This window comes from uncultured Brachyspira sp., assembly GCF_944390845.1.
GTDB lineage: Bacteria > Spirochaetota > Brachyspiria > Brachyspirales > Brachyspiraceae > Brachyspira > Brachyspira pulli.
Genome location: NZ_CALXRM010000002.1, coordinates 60965 through 77197, shown reverse-complemented (window position 1 = coordinate 77197; position 16233 = coordinate 60965). Strand labels below are relative to the sequence as shown.

The 16233-nt window shown below is 26.2% G+C and carries 16 protein-coding genes; 7 read left to right on the top strand and 9 right to left on the bottom strand.

The window, feature by feature from the left end:
• Positions 1–99: 99 nt before the first annotated feature.
• Both Q0K52_RS00785 and Q0K52_RS00780 read right to left on the bottom strand, forming a co-directional pair.
• Positions 100–564, bottom strand: coding sequence for a YhcH/YjgK/YiaL family protein (locus Q0K52_RS00785; RefSeq protein ID WP_297295471.1), 465 nt, complete (start codon positions 562–564; stop codon positions 100–102).
• Positions 565–650: 86 nt separating this feature from the next.
• On the bottom strand, positions 651–1547 hold the full coding sequence (locus Q0K52_RS00780) for an N-acetylneuraminate lyase (RefSeq protein ID WP_297295470.1): 897 nt from the start codon (positions 1545–1547) through the stop codon (positions 651–653).
• Positions 1548–1720: 173 nt separating this feature from the next.
• Here Q0K52_RS00780 and Q0K52_RS00775 point away from each other — a divergent pair, with 173 nt between their 5' ends.
• The 3 genes from Q0K52_RS00775 to Q0K52_RS00765 all read left to right on the top strand — a co-directional run bounded on the left by Q0K52_RS00775 (position 1721) and on the right by Q0K52_RS00765 (position 4161).
• Positions 1721–2809, top strand: coding sequence for a PP2C family protein-serine/threonine phosphatase (locus tag Q0K52_RS00775; protein WP_297295469.1), 1089 nt, complete (start codon positions 1721–1723; stop codon positions 2807–2809).
• A 117-nt stretch (positions 2810–2926) separates the two neighbouring features.
• A complete protein-coding gene (locus Q0K52_RS00770) occupies positions 2927–3490 on the top strand; it encodes a hypothetical protein (protein ID WP_297295468.1) in 564 nt (187 codons plus the stop codon).
• On the top strand, positions 3487–4161 hold the full coding sequence (locus Q0K52_RS00765; protein ID WP_297295467.1) for an ABC transporter ATP-binding protein: 675 nt from the start codon (positions 3487–3489) through the stop codon (positions 4159–4161). The genes Q0K52_RS00770 and Q0K52_RS00765 overlap by 4 nt, the downstream gene beginning before the upstream one ends.
• Positions 4162–4178: 17 nt before the next feature.
• On the opposite strand, the gene Q0K52_RS00760 is transcribed toward Q0K52_RS00765, so the two are convergent.
• The 3 genes from Q0K52_RS00760 to Q0K52_RS00750 form a co-directional block, all read right to left on the bottom strand.
• Complete coding sequence (locus Q0K52_RS00760) at positions 4179–4523, bottom strand: PepSY-like domain-containing protein (protein ID WP_297295465.1); 345 nt, start codon at positions 4521–4523, stop codon at positions 4179–4181.
• A gap of 282 nt (positions 4524–4805) precedes the next feature.
• Positions 4806–7310: a DNA gyrase subunit A gene (gene gyrA / locus Q0K52_RS00755; protein WP_297295463.1), complete on the bottom strand. Its 2505-nt coding sequence runs from the start codon at positions 7308–7310 to the stop codon at positions 4806–4808.
• A 136-nt stretch (positions 7311–7446) separates the two neighbouring features.
• Positions 7447–7872: a response regulator gene (locus tag Q0K52_RS00750; RefSeq protein ID WP_297295461.1), complete on the bottom strand. Its 426-nt coding sequence runs from the start codon at positions 7870–7872 to the stop codon at positions 7447–7449.
• A 128-nt stretch (positions 7873–8000) separates the two neighbouring features.
• On the opposite strand from Q0K52_RS00750, the gene Q0K52_RS00745 reads away from it, so the two are divergent.
• The 4 genes from Q0K52_RS00745 (at position 8001) to Q0K52_RS00730 (ending at position 11635) form a co-directional block, all read left to right on the top strand.
• Positions 8001–9731 carry a 6-hydroxymethylpterin diphosphokinase MptE-like protein gene (locus Q0K52_RS00745; protein WP_297295459.1) on the top strand — a complete coding sequence of 577 codons (1731 nt, stop codon included), beginning with the start codon at positions 8001–8003 and terminating at the stop codon, positions 9729–9731.
• Between the two features lie 19 nt (positions 9732–9750).
• On the top strand, positions 9751–10404 hold the full coding sequence (locus tag Q0K52_RS00740; protein WP_297295457.1) for an RluA family pseudouridine synthase: 654 nt from the start codon (positions 9751–9753) through the stop codon (positions 10402–10404).
• A gap of 111 nt (positions 10405–10515) precedes the next feature.
• Positions 10516–11013, top strand: a complete 498-nt coding sequence (gene tpx / locus Q0K52_RS00735) for a thiol peroxidase (RefSeq protein ID WP_297295455.1) — start codon at positions 10516–10518, stop codon at positions 11011–11013.
• Between the two features lie 139 nt (positions 11014–11152).
• The gene (locus Q0K52_RS00730) at positions 11153–11635 is read left to right on the top strand and encodes a glutathione peroxidase (RefSeq protein ID WP_297295453.1); all 483 of its coding nucleotides are present in this window, start codon (positions 11153–11155) and stop codon (positions 11633–11635) included.
• Between the two features lie 265 nt (positions 11636–11900).
• Here Q0K52_RS00730 and Q0K52_RS00725 read toward each other — a convergent pair whose 3' ends face one another.
• The 4 genes from Q0K52_RS00725 to Q0K52_RS00710 all read right to left on the bottom strand — a co-directional run bounded on the left by Q0K52_RS00725 (position 11901) and on the right by Q0K52_RS00710 (position 16205).
• Positions 11901–12785: an Rpn family recombination-promoting nuclease/putative transposase gene (locus Q0K52_RS00725; RefSeq protein ID WP_297295451.1), complete on the bottom strand. Its 885-nt coding sequence runs from the start codon at positions 12783–12785 to the stop codon at positions 11901–11903.
• 75 nt (positions 12786–12860) lie between these two features.
• Complete coding sequence (locus tag Q0K52_RS00720) at positions 12861–13949, bottom strand: hypothetical protein (RefSeq protein WP_297295448.1); 1089 nt, start codon at positions 13947–13949, stop codon at positions 12861–12863.
• Between the two features lie 380 nt (positions 13950–14329).
• Positions 14330–15244 (bottom strand): hypothetical protein, encoded by a 915-nt coding sequence (locus tag Q0K52_RS00715; protein ID WP_297295446.1) that lies wholly within the window; start codon positions 15242–15244, stop codon positions 14330–14332.
• 133 nt (positions 15245–15377) lie between these two features.
• On the bottom strand, positions 15378–16205 hold the full coding sequence (locus Q0K52_RS00710; RefSeq protein ID WP_297295444.1) for a hypothetical protein: 828 nt from the start codon (positions 16203–16205) through the stop codon (positions 15378–15380).
• Positions 16206–16233: the final 28 nt, after the last annotated feature.

Genomic DNA, 16233 nt, shown 5'->3' with positions numbered 1-16233 from the left:
TTAGATTTCTATTTTTTATAAGTTTATATAACAAAAATATTAAACATAAAAAATGGCTGATATATTATCTATACCAGCCATTTATTTAAGTAAAAGAAATTAACCTTTGTAAGGAACTTTCACTATAGCTTTTTTAACATGAGTTTTACCTGTTTTTGGAGGAAGTCCTACTCTATGAGCATCATAAGGAAGAAGTATTAAAATTTCACCTTGTGACAAAGTTAAACGTACAGTTCCCTCACCTTCCCAATCATGATAATCGCTAGCTTCATCATAAGTTTTTGGTTTTAATGTAGAAGTATTAGCTATTATAAAATCTTCAGCACCTTCAAATATTATTTGAACATCTACAAATTTTAAATGTGATTCCCAAGGCGGATTATCTTTGTTGTCATATTCTGTAACATTAATAAATGCACCTTCGCAAATCTCTTTATCTAATAAATGTTTTCCATTAGGAAGATTTTTTAATTCATCATAATGATCTCTAATATAATTTTTTGCTTTCCATATAGTATCATGGAAATCTTGATTAAATTCACTTTTAATAGGTTTTAAAATCATAGTTATTTCTCCTTAAATATTGGGTATTGCCCACGTGAACAATAATAGTCCAAAATAAAGCAATACCCGAAAAATCATTTTTTCAATTAAAATTTAGATAAATACTTATCAAACATGTTTTTCAATAATTTTTTATCGTCGTCAGTAAGACCTTTAGAACCGATAGGAGCTCTGCAGTAAGAAACAGCAGCAGGATCATAATAAGTGATACATTCTTTAAGTGCTGGATATATACCAACTTTTAATAAAGTAGATATTACATCGTTCATGTCATGCTGAACTTTTAATGCTTCTTGCATATCTTTAGCATCAAGAGCATTTAATACTTTTCTAGCTAAAGGAGCTTCAATATTGTAAGTAGAACCTATAGCAGATCTTAAACCATAAGAAGCATAAGCAATTAATAATTCATCAAAACCAGCCCACATCATTTTAGTAGGGAATTTCTGTATTAATCTTTCAAGTAAGAATAAATCAGAAGAAGTGTACTTAATACCCATTACTCTTTCATTTTCAAATAATTTGCCGAAATCATCTAAAGATATGCTATTGTTTGAAAGTGTAGGCAAGAAATATATTACAATAGGAGTTTTAGTTGTAGCTTCTAATATAGTATTATAATATTTACTAATATCTGCAAAAGAGAATGGATAATAGTATGGAGTAACAGCAGATATCAAATCATAACCTAATTCTTCAGCTTTTTGAGCCATTTCACATGCTTCATTAAGATTTAATGTACCAACATGAGCAATAAGAGGAATTTTTCCAGCTACTTCTTCTTTTGTTATTTCAAAAACAGCCATTCTTTCTTCTTTAGACATAAGAAGTCCTTCACCTGTAGAACCACCTACATATAAACCGTCAACTTTCATGCGGTCTATATTATGCCTTACATACTTTCTTAAAACGTTTTCATCTAATTTTCCATTTTTATCAAATGGAGTCATTAGAGCAGATAATATGCCTTCGCATCTATTCATACTATTTCTCCTTAAAAAAATTTATTAAACATTTTGTATGCTTAATATATATATATTGTATAAAGTAAGTGCATTTTTTGCAATATCTATACTCTTTATTTTGTAAAAAATATTTGCAAAGTCCATTCTTTTTGATATAATCTCTGTAATAAAATAATTTTTTTAAGTTTCCTATGAAAGATGAACGTATTTTAATGTTTTTAAGATTTATTTCTGTAGTATTTTTAGTACTATTTATACTTCTAAATATAGCTTCTATAACTTATTATCAGAATAAATTTACATTTATATTATTATTTATATTATTCATATTATTTTTTATACCAGCTTTGATTTTTTACAAGAGACTTATTAAATTTTATCTAATAAAAGATTATAAACAAATAGAAGAAAGATTATCTGAAGGAAAAACCTACAGATTTTCAAAAATAAATAGTGCCATCATAAATGATTATCAAAGAGCAATAATAGACCTAAAAGATAAAAACAGTTATATTTTGGGAAGATACGATGTACTTGATTCCATAAGAAAGCAATATAAAAAGGATATGAAAAAGGCTAGAAAATTACAAGAATATATGATGCCTAAAAAAATGCCTAATAATGAAAAAATAAATTCTGCCTATTTGTACAAACCTCTTGAAATGATAGGTGGAGATTTTTTTGATTATATAAATATTGATGAAAATAGAATATTATTTATTATGGCTGATATTAGCGGACATGGAGTTGAAGCTGCAATTATTACTGCTATGTTTAAAACAGCTTTTAGAAATTTAGCTAGTAATTTTAAATCAGCAAGTAATCTAATTTACACAATGAATAATTATCTTCTTAAAATACTTCCTATTAACTATTATTTAACTATGGTAGTAGCAGAAATAGATTTAATCAATTATAAAGTAACATATTCAAATGCCTCCCATACACCTTTAATTTTAATTCATAATAATGAAATAAAAGAATATTCTAAAGGCGGTACTATAATAGGACTTTTCCCTAAAGCTAATTATGAAGAAGAAACTATAAATATTACTAAAGGTGATATATTGTTCTTTTATACAGATGGAGTCACAGAAGCATCTAAATCAAAAAATAAATATGATCTTTATGGTATAGACAGATTAAAAAAAGTTATTTATGATAATAAATACCTAAAAGCTGAAAAAATAGTGGACAGCATAGAAAAAGATTTCTATGAATATTTATCATACATGTCGCCTGATGATGATTTTACTATGGCTCTTTTCAAAATAAAATAATAAATAATTTATTTAAGTAATAATTAATAATATCGATATTATAATACAGAATGGCATTTATTTTACAAAGCTATAAAAAAATAGTTTAATATTATTAAAAAAATAAAAGGTTTTATTGTGTATAACTCAACTATTGGATATGCTTCAAAACTTATAAAAGGAAGTATTGTTTTTTCTGTAGTGATATTTATTTCATTATCCCAGCTTATGACTATTGTTTCAATATTTAGTTTAGTATGGAAATATGAAATATTATTGAATGAAAGTATTCCTTTCTTTAGAGAATTTTCTATATATGCTCTATTTATAGGCATATTTATAATAGGGGTATTATATTCAGCTATATCAAGTGCATATATATTCTCAAAAAACAACAGAATGTTTTCTACGCTTCGTATATTCGGTGCCACAAAGTTAGCTATAAAAAAATTAGCAATGCTTATAAGTTTACTATATCCTCTTATTTCATTTGGTATATGTATTATTGAAATGGGAATTTTATATCTTAGATACAGTTCCTATATATTAACTTTAATAGAATTTGCTGATGTTATTAATGGAGCTTATATGATACTTATAGCCAATGCTGTTTTAATAGTTGGTTTTATGATAGGTGCTTTTATTTCAAATTCTATACTTTTACATAAAGATCCTTATGAAGATTTAAGGGGAACACTATGAATATTAAAATTATCAATGTATCAAAAGTATTCCCAATGGGCGTTAATCAATGTAATGCATGCGAAGATATTAGCTTAGATATTAATCAAGGCGATTTTATAAGCTTTGTCGGACATACTGGAAGCGGTAAAAGTACATTGTTGAGCATAATAGGCGGAATATTAAAAGCTACAAGCGGAACTATATATTATGACTCTTATAAATTAAATGATGCTTCTGACGATGTTCTTGCAAGCTTTAGAAGGGAATATTTTTCTTATATATTCCAATATCCAGTAATTATACCAACTATAAGTGTTATAGATAATATATTAATGCCTTTAGCATTTAAACATAAAATTACTGATGAAAAAATAAATCAAACTAAAGAAAATATAGAACTATTCTCACTCAAAGATAAGATGTATGCTAAAGCAGCTAATCTATCCGGAGGAGAGATGAAAAAAGTTGCTATATTAAGAGCTTTAGCTTATGGATGTAAATGCTTGATAGCAGATGAGCCTACAAGCGATTTAGATCCGGCAACTACAAAAACATTAATGGAAATATTTTCTACCATCAATAAACAAGGCACAAGCATTATAATGGTAACACATGCCCATAATATAGCCGCTCATGCCAATAATGTTTATGAAATGGCAAACGGTAAAATAGTTCGTTGTTTAAAATAATTGACTTTGAGTTATAATTAATTGCTGTATATGTGCATTTCCAAATAATGATCTAATATAACTCTGTATGAATTAATGATTCTTCTAACTTCATTAATATCTAAATTTTCGTCTTTATATTCTACTTCGAATCTTTTTAATTTATGAACTTTTTCTTTAACCACATTGGGTATAACATGTTCTGGAAGCCTATTTTGACTATTTATGGAAATCCAATTTCCATTTTCATCAAAGGTTATTGATATTTCATTATCAAGTTCGACCTTGAAAAGATTGTCTACTACTTCTAGGTCAACTATATTTGCTTTAAGAAATTTACTCCTGATAAATATTTTAGCATCATAAGGTAGAGTGTCAAACAATTCTAACTTTCTATCCATAATCTTAACCTCTAAGTTATATTAATATTATCTATATTTTTATATTTTTAATAAGTAATTTTTATGCTATTACCGCAAAAAGTGTAAATAATAAAATAAATTAATTAAATTAAAGATTTCAGAAATAAAGATACCTTATTTCCAAATATTTTGAATACGTATTCTTTATATTATTAATATAATAAAATTTCACAAAAATACAAATTCTTTTAGAAAAAGCCTATATTATATAAATATAATATAGGCTTTTATAACTTTTAATGATTATTTCTTTTCTTCATCATCTGCTGGTACAACAGCTAAATCACTAACCTTAGCACCATCAGAAATATTTACTATTTTTACTCCTTTGGCATTTCTTCCAAGTTCCGGTATTGAATCAGCTTTTATCTTTATAGTCATGTCATCAGTAGTAACAACCATTATCTCATCTTTATCGCCTACAGTTTTTACGCTGACAACTTTTCCAGTTTTATTATCCGGCTTAATATAAATCTGACCTTTTCCGCCTCTGCCTTTAACATTAAATTGTTTAGAAGATAATCTCTTACCTATACCATGTTCAGTAATAACTATCAAAGATTCACCTTTATGTATAGCATTACCTGATACACAAACATCGTCATCATCTAAGGCAATACCTTTTACACCGCCTGCAGCTCTTCCCATTTTTCTGATCTTTTCTTCAGTGATTCTCAAAGCAAGACCTGCACCAGTAGTCATAATGAAGTCATCGCCTGTTTGTACTGCTGAAACGGCTACTAATTCATCATTATTTTCCAATGTTAAAGCTAATATTCCTCTCTTTTTAGCATTTTCAAGATGTTTCAATTCCATTTTCTTTATAGTACCCATTTTTGTAACCATTATAATTGACTGTTTAGGGTCAAAATCTGATACTGTAAAATAGCTTGTAATCTTTTCTTCCGGTGCTAAATTAAGTATAAATTTAATACTTTTACCTTGTGAAAGTTTAGTCAAAGCAGGTATTTCATGAACTTTCATCCAGAAAGCCTTACCTCTATCTGTAAATATGAATAAATAGTCTTTAGTAGAAGCTACAAATAAATGTTCTATATAGTGCTCGCCTTGTGATTTTCCGCCTTGAACACCTACTCCGCCTCTGCCTTGCGTACGATAGCTTGAAGCTGGTACTCTTTTTATAAAGCCTTGAGTAGTTATTGATACTGCTACATCTTCATCATGTATCAAATCTTCTTCATCGATTTCTGTATCATTAGTTTTACCTATTATTTCGCTTCTTCTGTCATCGCCGTATTTCTCAGCTATATTTTTAAGCTCATCTTTAATAACTGCTAGTATTTTTTCTGGGTGAGCAAGCAAATCCTCACAATAAGCTATAAATTCTCTTAATTGCTGTAATTCCTGCTCTATTTTTAATTTTTCTAAAGCTGTTAAGCGTTTAAGAGGCATATCAAGTATAGCCTGTGCCTGCTTTTCTGATAATTTGAATCTATTCATAAGAGTTGTTCTAGCAGCTTCTGTGTTTTCACTTTCTCTTATGATTCTTATAACTTCTTCTATATTAGCCTGAGCTATTAATAAACCTTCTAATATATGTGCCTTTGCTCTAGCCTGATTCAAGTCATATTCTGTTCTTCTAGTGATTACTTCTACCCTATGATCAACAAAATACTTGATAAGCTCTTTTAAATTCAATACTTTAGGTTCGCCATTAACTAAAGCAAGGTTTATAATACCAAAAGTAGTTTCCAAATCTGTATGTTTGAACAGCTGATTCAATACTATTTGAGTTGCTACGCCTTTTTTAAGTTCTATTACCAATCTTATACCGGCCCTGTTACTAGATTCATCTCTAATATCAGCAACTCCCTCTATTTTGCCTTGTTTAACTAATTCAGCTATCTTTTCATGAAGTGTAGTTTTTACAACACCATAAGGAAGCTCTTTAACTACTATGGCTTCTCTGTCTCTTTTAGTTTCTTCTATTTCAAGTCTGGCTCTTAATTTAATTCTGCCTTTTCCAGTTGTATATGCTTCTTTTATGCCCTCTTTACCGTATATAATACCAGCTGTAGGGAAATCCGGACCTTGAATATAACGCATAAGGTCTTTTATCTCAGCATCCTGATGATCTATATAGTATACAATGGCATTAACTACTTCTCTTAGGTTATGAGTAGGCATATTTGTAGCCATACCTATAGCAATTCCCATACTTCCATTAACTAGAAGCTGAGGAACTGTAGCAGGAAGTACTGAAGGCTCTGTTCTGGAATCATCGAAGTTAGGTACAAATTTAACTGTTTCTTTCTCTATATCATTGAGCATTTCTTCAGCAAAACGTGTCATTCTAGCTTCTGTATAACGCATTGCTGCTGGAGGGTCATCATCTATAGAACCGAAGTTACCCTGTCCGTCTACAAGCAAATATCTCATAGAGAAATCTTGTGCCATTCTTACCATAGTACCATATACTGCAGCATCTCCGTGTGGGTGATAACGTGCCAAAACTTCCCCTACTGTAGCTGCTGACTTCTTATATGGTTTATCATGTGTAAGATTAGCATCATACATAGCATAAAGTATTCTTCTATGAACTGGTTTTAATCCGTCTCTAACATCTGGCAATGCTCTTGATACTATTACGCTCATTGCATAAGTTAAATATGATTCTCTTAATTCATTTTCTATTGAAATATGATCTACTCTTTTTAATATATCTTTTGTCAGTGTAGAATATTGTCTTTCTTCAGAATTATCTGTTTTATTCTTTTTTACTGCCATATATTATCCTTAGAAAAATATTCCTATAATTATAACATTTTATTGTAAAATTATCAATATAAAAATAAAACAATAATAAAGAAGAAAAATATCAAATTAAATAAAAATTAATCTAAAATGTAGCATAATATGAATATTATTTTACATAATCTTCTCTGCCAAGAACCTTAGCTAAATGCTGAATAACTGTTTGACGCTGTATAGGTTTTACTATATATCCATCTACTTTAAGTTTAAGGAATTCCATTAATACGCCTTTATTGGCATAAGATGTTACTACTATAATTTTGGAATCTACATTCAAAGCTCTTATTCTTTTTAGTAAATCAATACCATTCATCTGCGGCATTTCAAAATCCATCATTATAATATCTGGTTTTTCTACTGCTTCTCTTAATTTTTTTAATGCATCCATAGCACCGTCTGATTCCATAACTACATCAAACTGCTCTGATAATAATATTTTTTTCTCTGCCATACGTATAGTACTGGAATCATCTATAACCATAACTTGATAGGCTTTTCCTGACTTAGTATTCAATCCTAATGGTGAACTGCTCATAATCATACCCCTAATAAATAATCATAATAAATTTATAAAATTTATAAATATTGTCAATGATTTTTTAGAAAAAAACAAAAAAATTATTATATATTTGATTTTTATATTTTTTTTGTTATCATAGATGAATGAATATATCAAAAAAACTACATGAATTGATGCAAAATACATTAAGTGAACCTAACACTTCATATAAAATAGAAAAAAATAAAGACGGAATCATAATTGCATCAAAAAATTCAAGAGCTATACATAGTAAATATAATATAGATAATGAATGTAAAAGAGCATTAGAACATATTAATAAAAATAAAAATTTATTAATAATGTATGGTTATGGATTAGGATATATATTAAAATACTTACTTGAAAATATTAATGATTATTTTGATGAAAATACTTTAAAAACATTAAAAATTATCACAGTAATTGAAGATACAGTACTATTCAAATATTCTTATTACAATATATACAACCCAAATAATCAAAATATTTTCTTTATACATAAAGATGATTCTATCGAATATATAAATAAATTAATAGATTACAAAAGCATTAATGGTATAAATTTAGTATTGCTTCCCTCTTTAACAAAAGAAGAAAAAGATAATGGAAATATATTTTATACACAAATATTAAACATAGTTGAGAAAGAAATATCAAATATATTCACAAATATGTACTTTGAAAATATATGGACAAAAAATATTATATTTAACAGTGAATATATTAATAAATCATCTGATATATCAACTTTTAAAAATGCATTTAAAGGTTTAAAGGCATTATTAATTTGTCCCGGACCTACTTTAAAACATAGTATAGATACTATAAAAGAAAAAAGAAATGATTTTTTTATAATATGTGTTGATACAACTTATAGTGTGCTATCTAAACATGGTATAATTCCAGACTTTGTTGTTACTGTAGACGGTGGATTTTTTAATTCATTAGATTTTGTTTATGAAAGCAGTAATTTTCCTTATTTAGTTATGGATATGGCATGTAATAAGATTATACCCAAAAATATTAATAATAGAACTAATATTATAAGATTTACTTCTATAAATAATTTTGGACTTGTAGAATATATACAAAATTTTACCAAGTTATCACATCTTACAACTTCTAATACTGTAGCAACAACTATGATAGATTTTGCTTATTATATTGGTTTAGATGAGGTATTATTAATAGGTTTTGATAATAGTTATCCATTTTATCAAAGACATATTAAACATGCTCTTTCTTATGAATATATGGTTAATAAAACGGGTAAATTAAAAACTTATGAATCATATTATTTTAACACTATAAAAAACAATACTTATATAGAAAAATATCCTCCAACTGAATTTGTATTTGAAAGTCAAATAGAATATTTTAACGAATTCAAAAATAAATACAAAAACATGAAAATAAAAAGACTCACAAAAGAAGCTGTACAAATTGACTCTATAGAAGAAGGAAATATTAATGACTTTTCTCAAAATAATATAAGAGAAAAAGTATTAAATATAGCTGATGATATTTATAAAAAAGATGATAATGAAAATATAAAAAATGCATATACAAGTTTAAAAAATACATTAGAAGAGTTTAGAAATATTTTATCAGATATATATAATAATATAAATAATTATGATAATATAGACAATGTTTATAATGATACTATAAATATAATAAAGAGCTATCAAGAAAAAGTAAGTATGTTAAAAACCATTCTTTCAACGACTATACTAATGTGCGAAAGAGGCGAAAGAAGTAATAAAGAAAAATTAATATTCTTACTTATGGAAAGCCTTAGAAATGTGAATTATTTCTTTACTAGAATATCTTTAATAATAAATAAATTATAAAAATATAAGTGATACAAAAATGAATATCATATACGAAGACAATTATTTTATTGCTATTAATAAAGAAGCTGGAATTGAAGTTGATAATAATTTAATAAATATAATAAAAAAAGAATATAATCATTTTGATAATTTATATTTAGTTCATAGAATAGATAAATTCACTTCTGGTATAGTAATACTTGCAAGAGATGAAGAAACAAAAAAATATTTTGAAGATGCATTTAAAAACAAAACTATTAATAAAGTTTATCATGCTATAGTTCAAGGAAATGTAAAAAAAGAAAATGGTGTTATAGAATTATCTATAGGCGTTGATAAAAAAAATCCTAATAGAAGAATACCTTTATCAATAAAAGAAGGCGGAGAATCTGCTGTAACATATTATAAAATATTAAAAAAACTAAATGAACATACTTTATTGGAATTGAGACCAACAACTGGAAGAACACATCAAATAAGAGTTCATCTTTCATATATTGGACATCCTATAATAGGCGATAAAATATATTCAAAAAATGCAGGTATTTATAAAATGAATGGTTTTGCTTTAATAGCCAAAGAAATTCATTTTGTTCACCCTTTCACAAAAAAAGATATTAATATCAATATAAAATACAATAAAGAATTTTTAATAAGACTAAAATTGTTAGAACTATCAAAAAAAACATAATTATAATATTTTGTTATTGACTTTTTTTTTAATAATTATATATTTTCTTTAAATAATTTAATTAATAATTATTTTAATATTGATAAAAATAATTGTTTAAGGAGTTTAAATATGACAGTTACATTTCAAGGTGCTGCACAAACTTTAGAAGGTGCACAATTAACAGTTGGAGCTAAAGCATTAGATTTCACAGTATTAAAAACAGATTTAAGCCCATGGTCTTTAAAAGATGCTGGTGATACAGTAAAAATCATTTCTTCTGTACCATCTTTAGATACACCAGTATGTGATATACAAACTAAAAGATTCAATAAAGAAGCTGCTTCTCTTAAAGGAGTAACAGTTGTAACAGTATCAGTTGACTTACCATTCGCTCAAGCTAGATGGTGTGCTGCTGCTAATGCTTCTTCTCATATCGTAGCTTCTGACTACAATCAAAAAGATTTCGGAAGAAAATTCGGTACTTTATTAAAAGAATTACAACTTCTTACTCGTGCTGTATTTGTATTAGACAAAGATAATGTTGTTAAATATGTTCAGTACGTTCCTGAAATCACTAATGAACCAGACTATGAAGCTGCTTTAAATGCTGCTAAAGCTCTTTTATAATTTTTAATTAAATTATAAATTAATAATACAAGCATATTCTATTTTTTAATAGGATATGCTTTTTTATTTAACTTCATTTGTTTGCATATATAATAAAACTAATTTATAATTATTAAAAATAAATACTATGGAGGAATATATGAGCATTTATGATTACACAGTAAAAGATGCTGAAGGAAATGATGTAAGTTTAAAAGAATATGAAGGAAAAGTATTATTAATAGTTAATACTGCAACTAAATGAGGATTCACAAAACAATATCCTGAGTTGCAGGAGTTATACAAAAAATATAAAGAGGAAGGTTTTGAAATATTAGATTTTCCTTGCAATCAATTCGGAGGACAGGCAAAAGAACCTATTGAAGAAATTGCAAAATTCAGAGAAGAAAAATACGGAATAACATTCAAATTATTTGATAAAGTAAAAGTTAATAGTAAAAATGCTGATCCTTTATTTACTTATTTAAGAACAGAAAAGCCAACTGAAGAAGGTGTTGAAAAAATAAGATGGAATTTCGGAAAGTTTTTAATAGACAGACAAGGCAACATAGTTGGACGCTACGATCCTAGAGTAAAACCAAATGAATTAGATGAAACAGTTGCTGAGTTATTAAAAAAATAATAAACAAGAATAAAAATTAAGAGCTTTTATATATTATTATATAGAAGCTCTTTTTATTTTTTATATAATTTACTAGCAAATGAAGTTATCAGACACTAACGAGTTTTTTATTTTTATCTATATATAAAAAATTACTCGCCCAAAATATATATCAAGTAAACTTAATATATGCTCGTAATTTTTTATTATAGTTTTTCTATTATTATTTACACATAAAAAACTTGTTCGTTAATAAGCTCCTGCCATTCTAACGAATGTCAGGAACTCACAAGTTTTTTATTTCTTCTATACTTAATCCTGTGTTTTCACTTATAGTTTTTATATCTATGCCTGCATTTTTTAAACTTCTAGCTATAGATATTTGCTGTTCCTTTTTGCCTTGTTCTATACCTTTCTTAATTCCTTCTTCAATACCTAATCTTCTCTCCTCATCAAGCATTATTTGATTACCATATAAATACGCCTCTTTCTTTTCATACTCCATCATCATTAATCTGCTTTTTATAAAATTATTATATTTTTTCTGTACTTCTTCCATTATGGGTTTTTCTTTTACTATTTCAGACATAGAAGCCTCCAAATTTTTGCTTGTAAACATTTTTAACCAACAGTTTAAGTCTTTAGTTAATATGTTTTTCTTGAATTTTTTTAATTCTATTATATGTATCTGCAAATGGTCTGTGAGAAGTTTTTTATTATTCATCTCGTAAAGCATATAGCAAGAATGTATATTTTTACTTTTATCTAAATTGAAATTTAATAAATTAATACTTATGACTGGTGTAAGCTCATCATATCTTTCACCATGCTTTAATAACTTACTATAATTAGCTGCCCAATAGTAAAGTATTCTCTCTGGAAATCTTGAATTACCTTGAAGCTGAATCTCTATTATAACAACTGAACCATTTTGAGTAATACATTTTACATCAACTATTGTTTCTTTTAAATTCCTATTTTTCTTTAAATTAAACGGAGTAAGTATTTCCACAGAACGAAAAGTCTTCATATTAGCATTAAGCATTATAGAATTGATAAAGTCCAAAAGTATATTCTCACTAGTTCCTTTATCTGTGAAAAGGTATCTTATAAAATAATCGTTCAAAGGATTAAAATATTTTATTTGTTTTATATTTGATTTCTTTTCCATATACCTATTATAATAAAAACATTTCAATTTGTCAAAGTTTGATAGTTTTGATTTATAATATTATTAATAAAACAATCAATAAATATTCTTTTTTAAATAAGGCTTTAATTTTTCAAAAGATATTTCAAAATCATCAAGTGCTCTAACAACATGAGGAAGCTCAAAGCTTATATGCAAACTAATGCCGTCAGAATATCTGTTAATTGCAACATTTCTAGACATTAAACTTTCAGCATAATAACTATCAGATTTATTTATTACATCAATAGTAAAATCATCTTCTCCAATTTCTTTATAATGTTTATTAATTTCACTTTGCAAAGCTTTTCTAAATTTATCACTGTCATTTACAAAATCTGATAAAGTTAATCTTTTTATTTCTAATCTATTAATATCTAATGTCAAATATGATATTGCAGTATCAGGATATGCACCTCCATTATATTCTACGCTTCTTGTAAAACATAAAATATTATCATTAAAAAATTTGTAATAAAAACTGTAAGAACTAACTTCGTAAAAAATTTCTTCTTCATTAAGATTTACTTTAGCAATATCATCATTTATTTTTTTAATAATTTCATTGGTATTGTTTATTTTATTTATGATTTTATTTTCATATATAGATGATTTTAAATTTTCTATATAAAGTGCAGATAAACCATAAGTCTTATCTTTATATTCTTTAGAAATAGATATATCATAAACAGAATATATTTTATTTCCTAAAGGTTTTATAGTTTGTATATTACAGCTTAATTTTTTATTGTTATTTTTCCAGCTTCCTTTTAAATCAATATTCTTTTTACCGTTTCCTAAATCAATAATATTATTTAACTGACTATTATTTATTTTAAAACTGAATTCTTCTTTTTTATCAGAATTATCAAAATCAAAGGCAGTAAATTGAATAGTATTTTTATCCATTTCTCCGCTTATAGGTATTGGAGTATTAACATTATTGTATTTATAATGTCCGTCTATATAAGACTTTTTATTTCTAGTAATATTATCAGGGTTTTCAATATGTATGTTTATTGTAATAGGATATTTATCAATGCTTCCTTCAAGAGTAAAAAATAAATGCTTTGTTATATTGGTAGTGCCAGCAAAAGCAGATATGTAAATTATATTAAGTAATAACATTATAAATAATTTTTTCATAAACCTAGTCCTTATTATTTAAAATAGATATAATTGGTATTGTATGACATCTTTTATTAATTATCAAATTTATATTATAATCTACATTTTTTAATTAATTTTATAACTCATATATTAAATAGAATTTTATTACATACCCGCCCTTTATTCTTTATTATTATTTTTTCAATTTTAATATTAATTATTCTCTATAGATTAAACAGAAATTTCAGCACCCACCCAAGTATTGATTAGATTGTTAATGCATATAACGCACGGTAAGCTAAATTTATAATATAATAAAAATTTGAATTCAAACAAATCTATATTTTAAAACTTATTCTGCGTGCGGTTAAATAAACAAAAAATATTTATATATTATATAATACAACAGATTAAATTTAAAATAATAAACTTATCTCAAGTCCAACTTTAGTCTCATAGCCGAAATAACTAGAAGCACCTCTAGGTTTTCCATAACCCACCTTCAAAGATACAACATATCTATAAAACTCAACTCCAAGTCCAAAATTTACTGCTGCATGCCAAGGTTCTTTTATAAATCCAAGTCTGTCTTTTTTATCTAAAATAGCAGCTATATTTATACCAGTAATTAAACTAATTTGATCTTTATATAAAGGAAATCTGTAATCTAATCCAGTATGTATTCTAAATAATTGAGGGCTATTTCCAACTGCATTATAAGAAAACTCTGTACCTAAATAAATACTAAAATTCTTAATATAATAATAAACTGCTAAAGATGCAAATTCATAACTGCTTCCGCTCTTTATATGAGTGTCTCCCTTAAACCCATCAACTAAATGTGTAGATTGATGATACATAGGTATTAATCTTATCTTCATATTAATACCAACTAGATTTTGAAGCCAGAGATCAGCAAATACCATAAATTGACCTGAAAAATCATAAACATCAAATAGTCCTGTATTTCTTCCAAGTATAGATATTTCCATTGCCCCGCCCATACCAACTGAAAAATATTTATTTCTATAAAACATTATTTCGCTTGCTAAACGGCCTTCAACATACACATTCACTGATTTAAAATCCCACTCAACATCTGGAGCAATAAGAGATAAATTTTTATATACATTAAAGTTCTTACCAAAAAATATACGTCCTATAAAAGCCCTAGGATCTTGCCAACCCATATAATATTTATCTACATTATACATACGAAAAGGATTTGTAAAAGTGTAATCATCACCAACATAATTTAATTCATTTTCTTGTGAGTATAAATTTAATGATATTGCAATTAACAATAATAAAAATATTTTATTGATTTTCATATTACTTATTCTTTTATTAGATAATTTGATATAAAATTATATATAATTATTATTTTTATACAATACCTAAATATAAAAAAAGCAATGATTATATTAATAACCATTGCTTTCTATAATTATTTCATTAAACAAATTAATTTAATTTTTTTGGTATCCTTACATTCTTTAAAGCTTCTAATCTTTGATAAATAGCTTTATCTACATCAAAATTACTAGGCTCTACATTATCAAAAGTATATTTACTAGCAAGTAATAAAGCCTCTTTCTCTTGAACATAACTGCGCATTCTTCTATATATTAAAGACATTCTAAAAAGAGACAACTTTTGTCTATAATCATTAATATAAGCCTGTCTATAATAATCTATTGCAGCAGTTCCTCTATTTCTTTTGCCATAATGTTCAGCTAATCTAAAATATATTCTTCCTTTTTCTTCAGTTTTATAGGAAGTTTCAGCTAAATTAATAATTTCTTTTTCTATAATAGCATAATTATCTTCATCTATCAATTTTTCATAAATATATAAAAGACTGAAATATGCATCTAATTTATATGCCGGTATTGTAAGATTAGTAGCTAAATTAATAGCCTTTTTGTATTCTTCTATAGCTAATTTATAAGAAGCAGCTCCGCCTTGCTCGGCAGGATTTCCTCCTTCTTTTTCATATATAACACCTAAAAAGTAATGAGCATCTGCATTATCAGGATAATACATTAATGTTTTGTTCATAATGTATAATGCAAAAGAAATATCACCATTATATATTGCTCTTTTAGCTTCTCCTATATATACCCAAGCAGGCTCCAATTTACCAGTAAATAAAGACCTATACATATTTGTATCTACAGTAATATGTTTAGTAGTATCTGCAGTTCTATTTGGAGTCTTAAGTGATTGACCTGCATATACAGATAAAGTACCAAGTACTAATATATTAAATATAAAAAATATACGTTTCATAAGCTACATCAAAAATAAAGTTTTATTG

Bases quoted from the DNA above. Each gene is read 5' to 3' on its own strand.
- Q0K52_RS00785 (WP_297295471.1), bottom strand. From the start codon at position 564: ATGATTTTAAAACCTATTAAAAGTGAATTTAATCAAGATTTCCATGAT.
- Q0K52_RS00780 (WP_297295470.1), bottom strand. From the start codon at position 1,547: ATGAATAGATGCGAAGGCATATTATCTGCTCTAATGACTCCATTTGAT.
- Q0K52_RS00775 (WP_297295469.1), top strand. From the start codon at position 1,721: ATGAAAGATGAACGTATTTTAATGTTTTTAAGATTTATTTCTGTAGTA.
- Q0K52_RS00765 (WP_297295467.1), top strand. From the start codon at position 3,487: ATGAATATTAAAATTATCAATGTATCAAAAGTATTCCCAATGGGCGTT.
- gyrA (WP_297295463.1), bottom strand. From the start codon at position 7,310: ATGGCAGTAAAAAAGAATAAAACAGATAATTCTGAAGAAAGACAATAT.
- Q0K52_RS00750 (WP_297295461.1), bottom strand. From the start codon at position 7,872: ATGAGCAGTTCACCATTAGGATTGAATACTAAGTCAGGAAAAGCCTAT.
- Q0K52_RS00745 (WP_297295459.1), top strand. From the start codon at position 8,001: ATGAATATATCAAAAAAACTACATGAATTGATGCAAAATACATTAAGT.
- Q0K52_RS00740 (WP_297295457.1), top strand. From the start codon at position 9,751: ATGAATATCATATACGAAGACAATTATTTTATTGCTATTAATAAAGAA.
- tpx (WP_297295455.1), top strand. From the start codon at position 10,516: ATGACAGTTACATTTCAAGGTGCTGCACAAACTTTAGAAGGTGCACAA.
- Q0K52_RS00725 (WP_297295451.1), bottom strand. From the start codon at position 12,785: ATGGAAAAGAAATCAAATATAAAACAAATAAAATATTTTAATCCTTTG.
- Q0K52_RS00720 (WP_297295448.1), bottom strand. From the start codon at position 13,949: ATGAAAAAATTATTTATAATGTTATTACTTAATATAATTTACATATCT.
- Q0K52_RS00715 (WP_297295446.1), bottom strand. From the start codon at position 15,244: ATGAAAATCAATAAAATATTTTTATTATTGTTAATTGCAATATCATTA.
- Q0K52_RS00710 (WP_297295444.1), bottom strand. From the start codon at position 16,205: ATGAAACGTATATTTTTTATATTTAATATATTAGTACTTGGTACTTTA.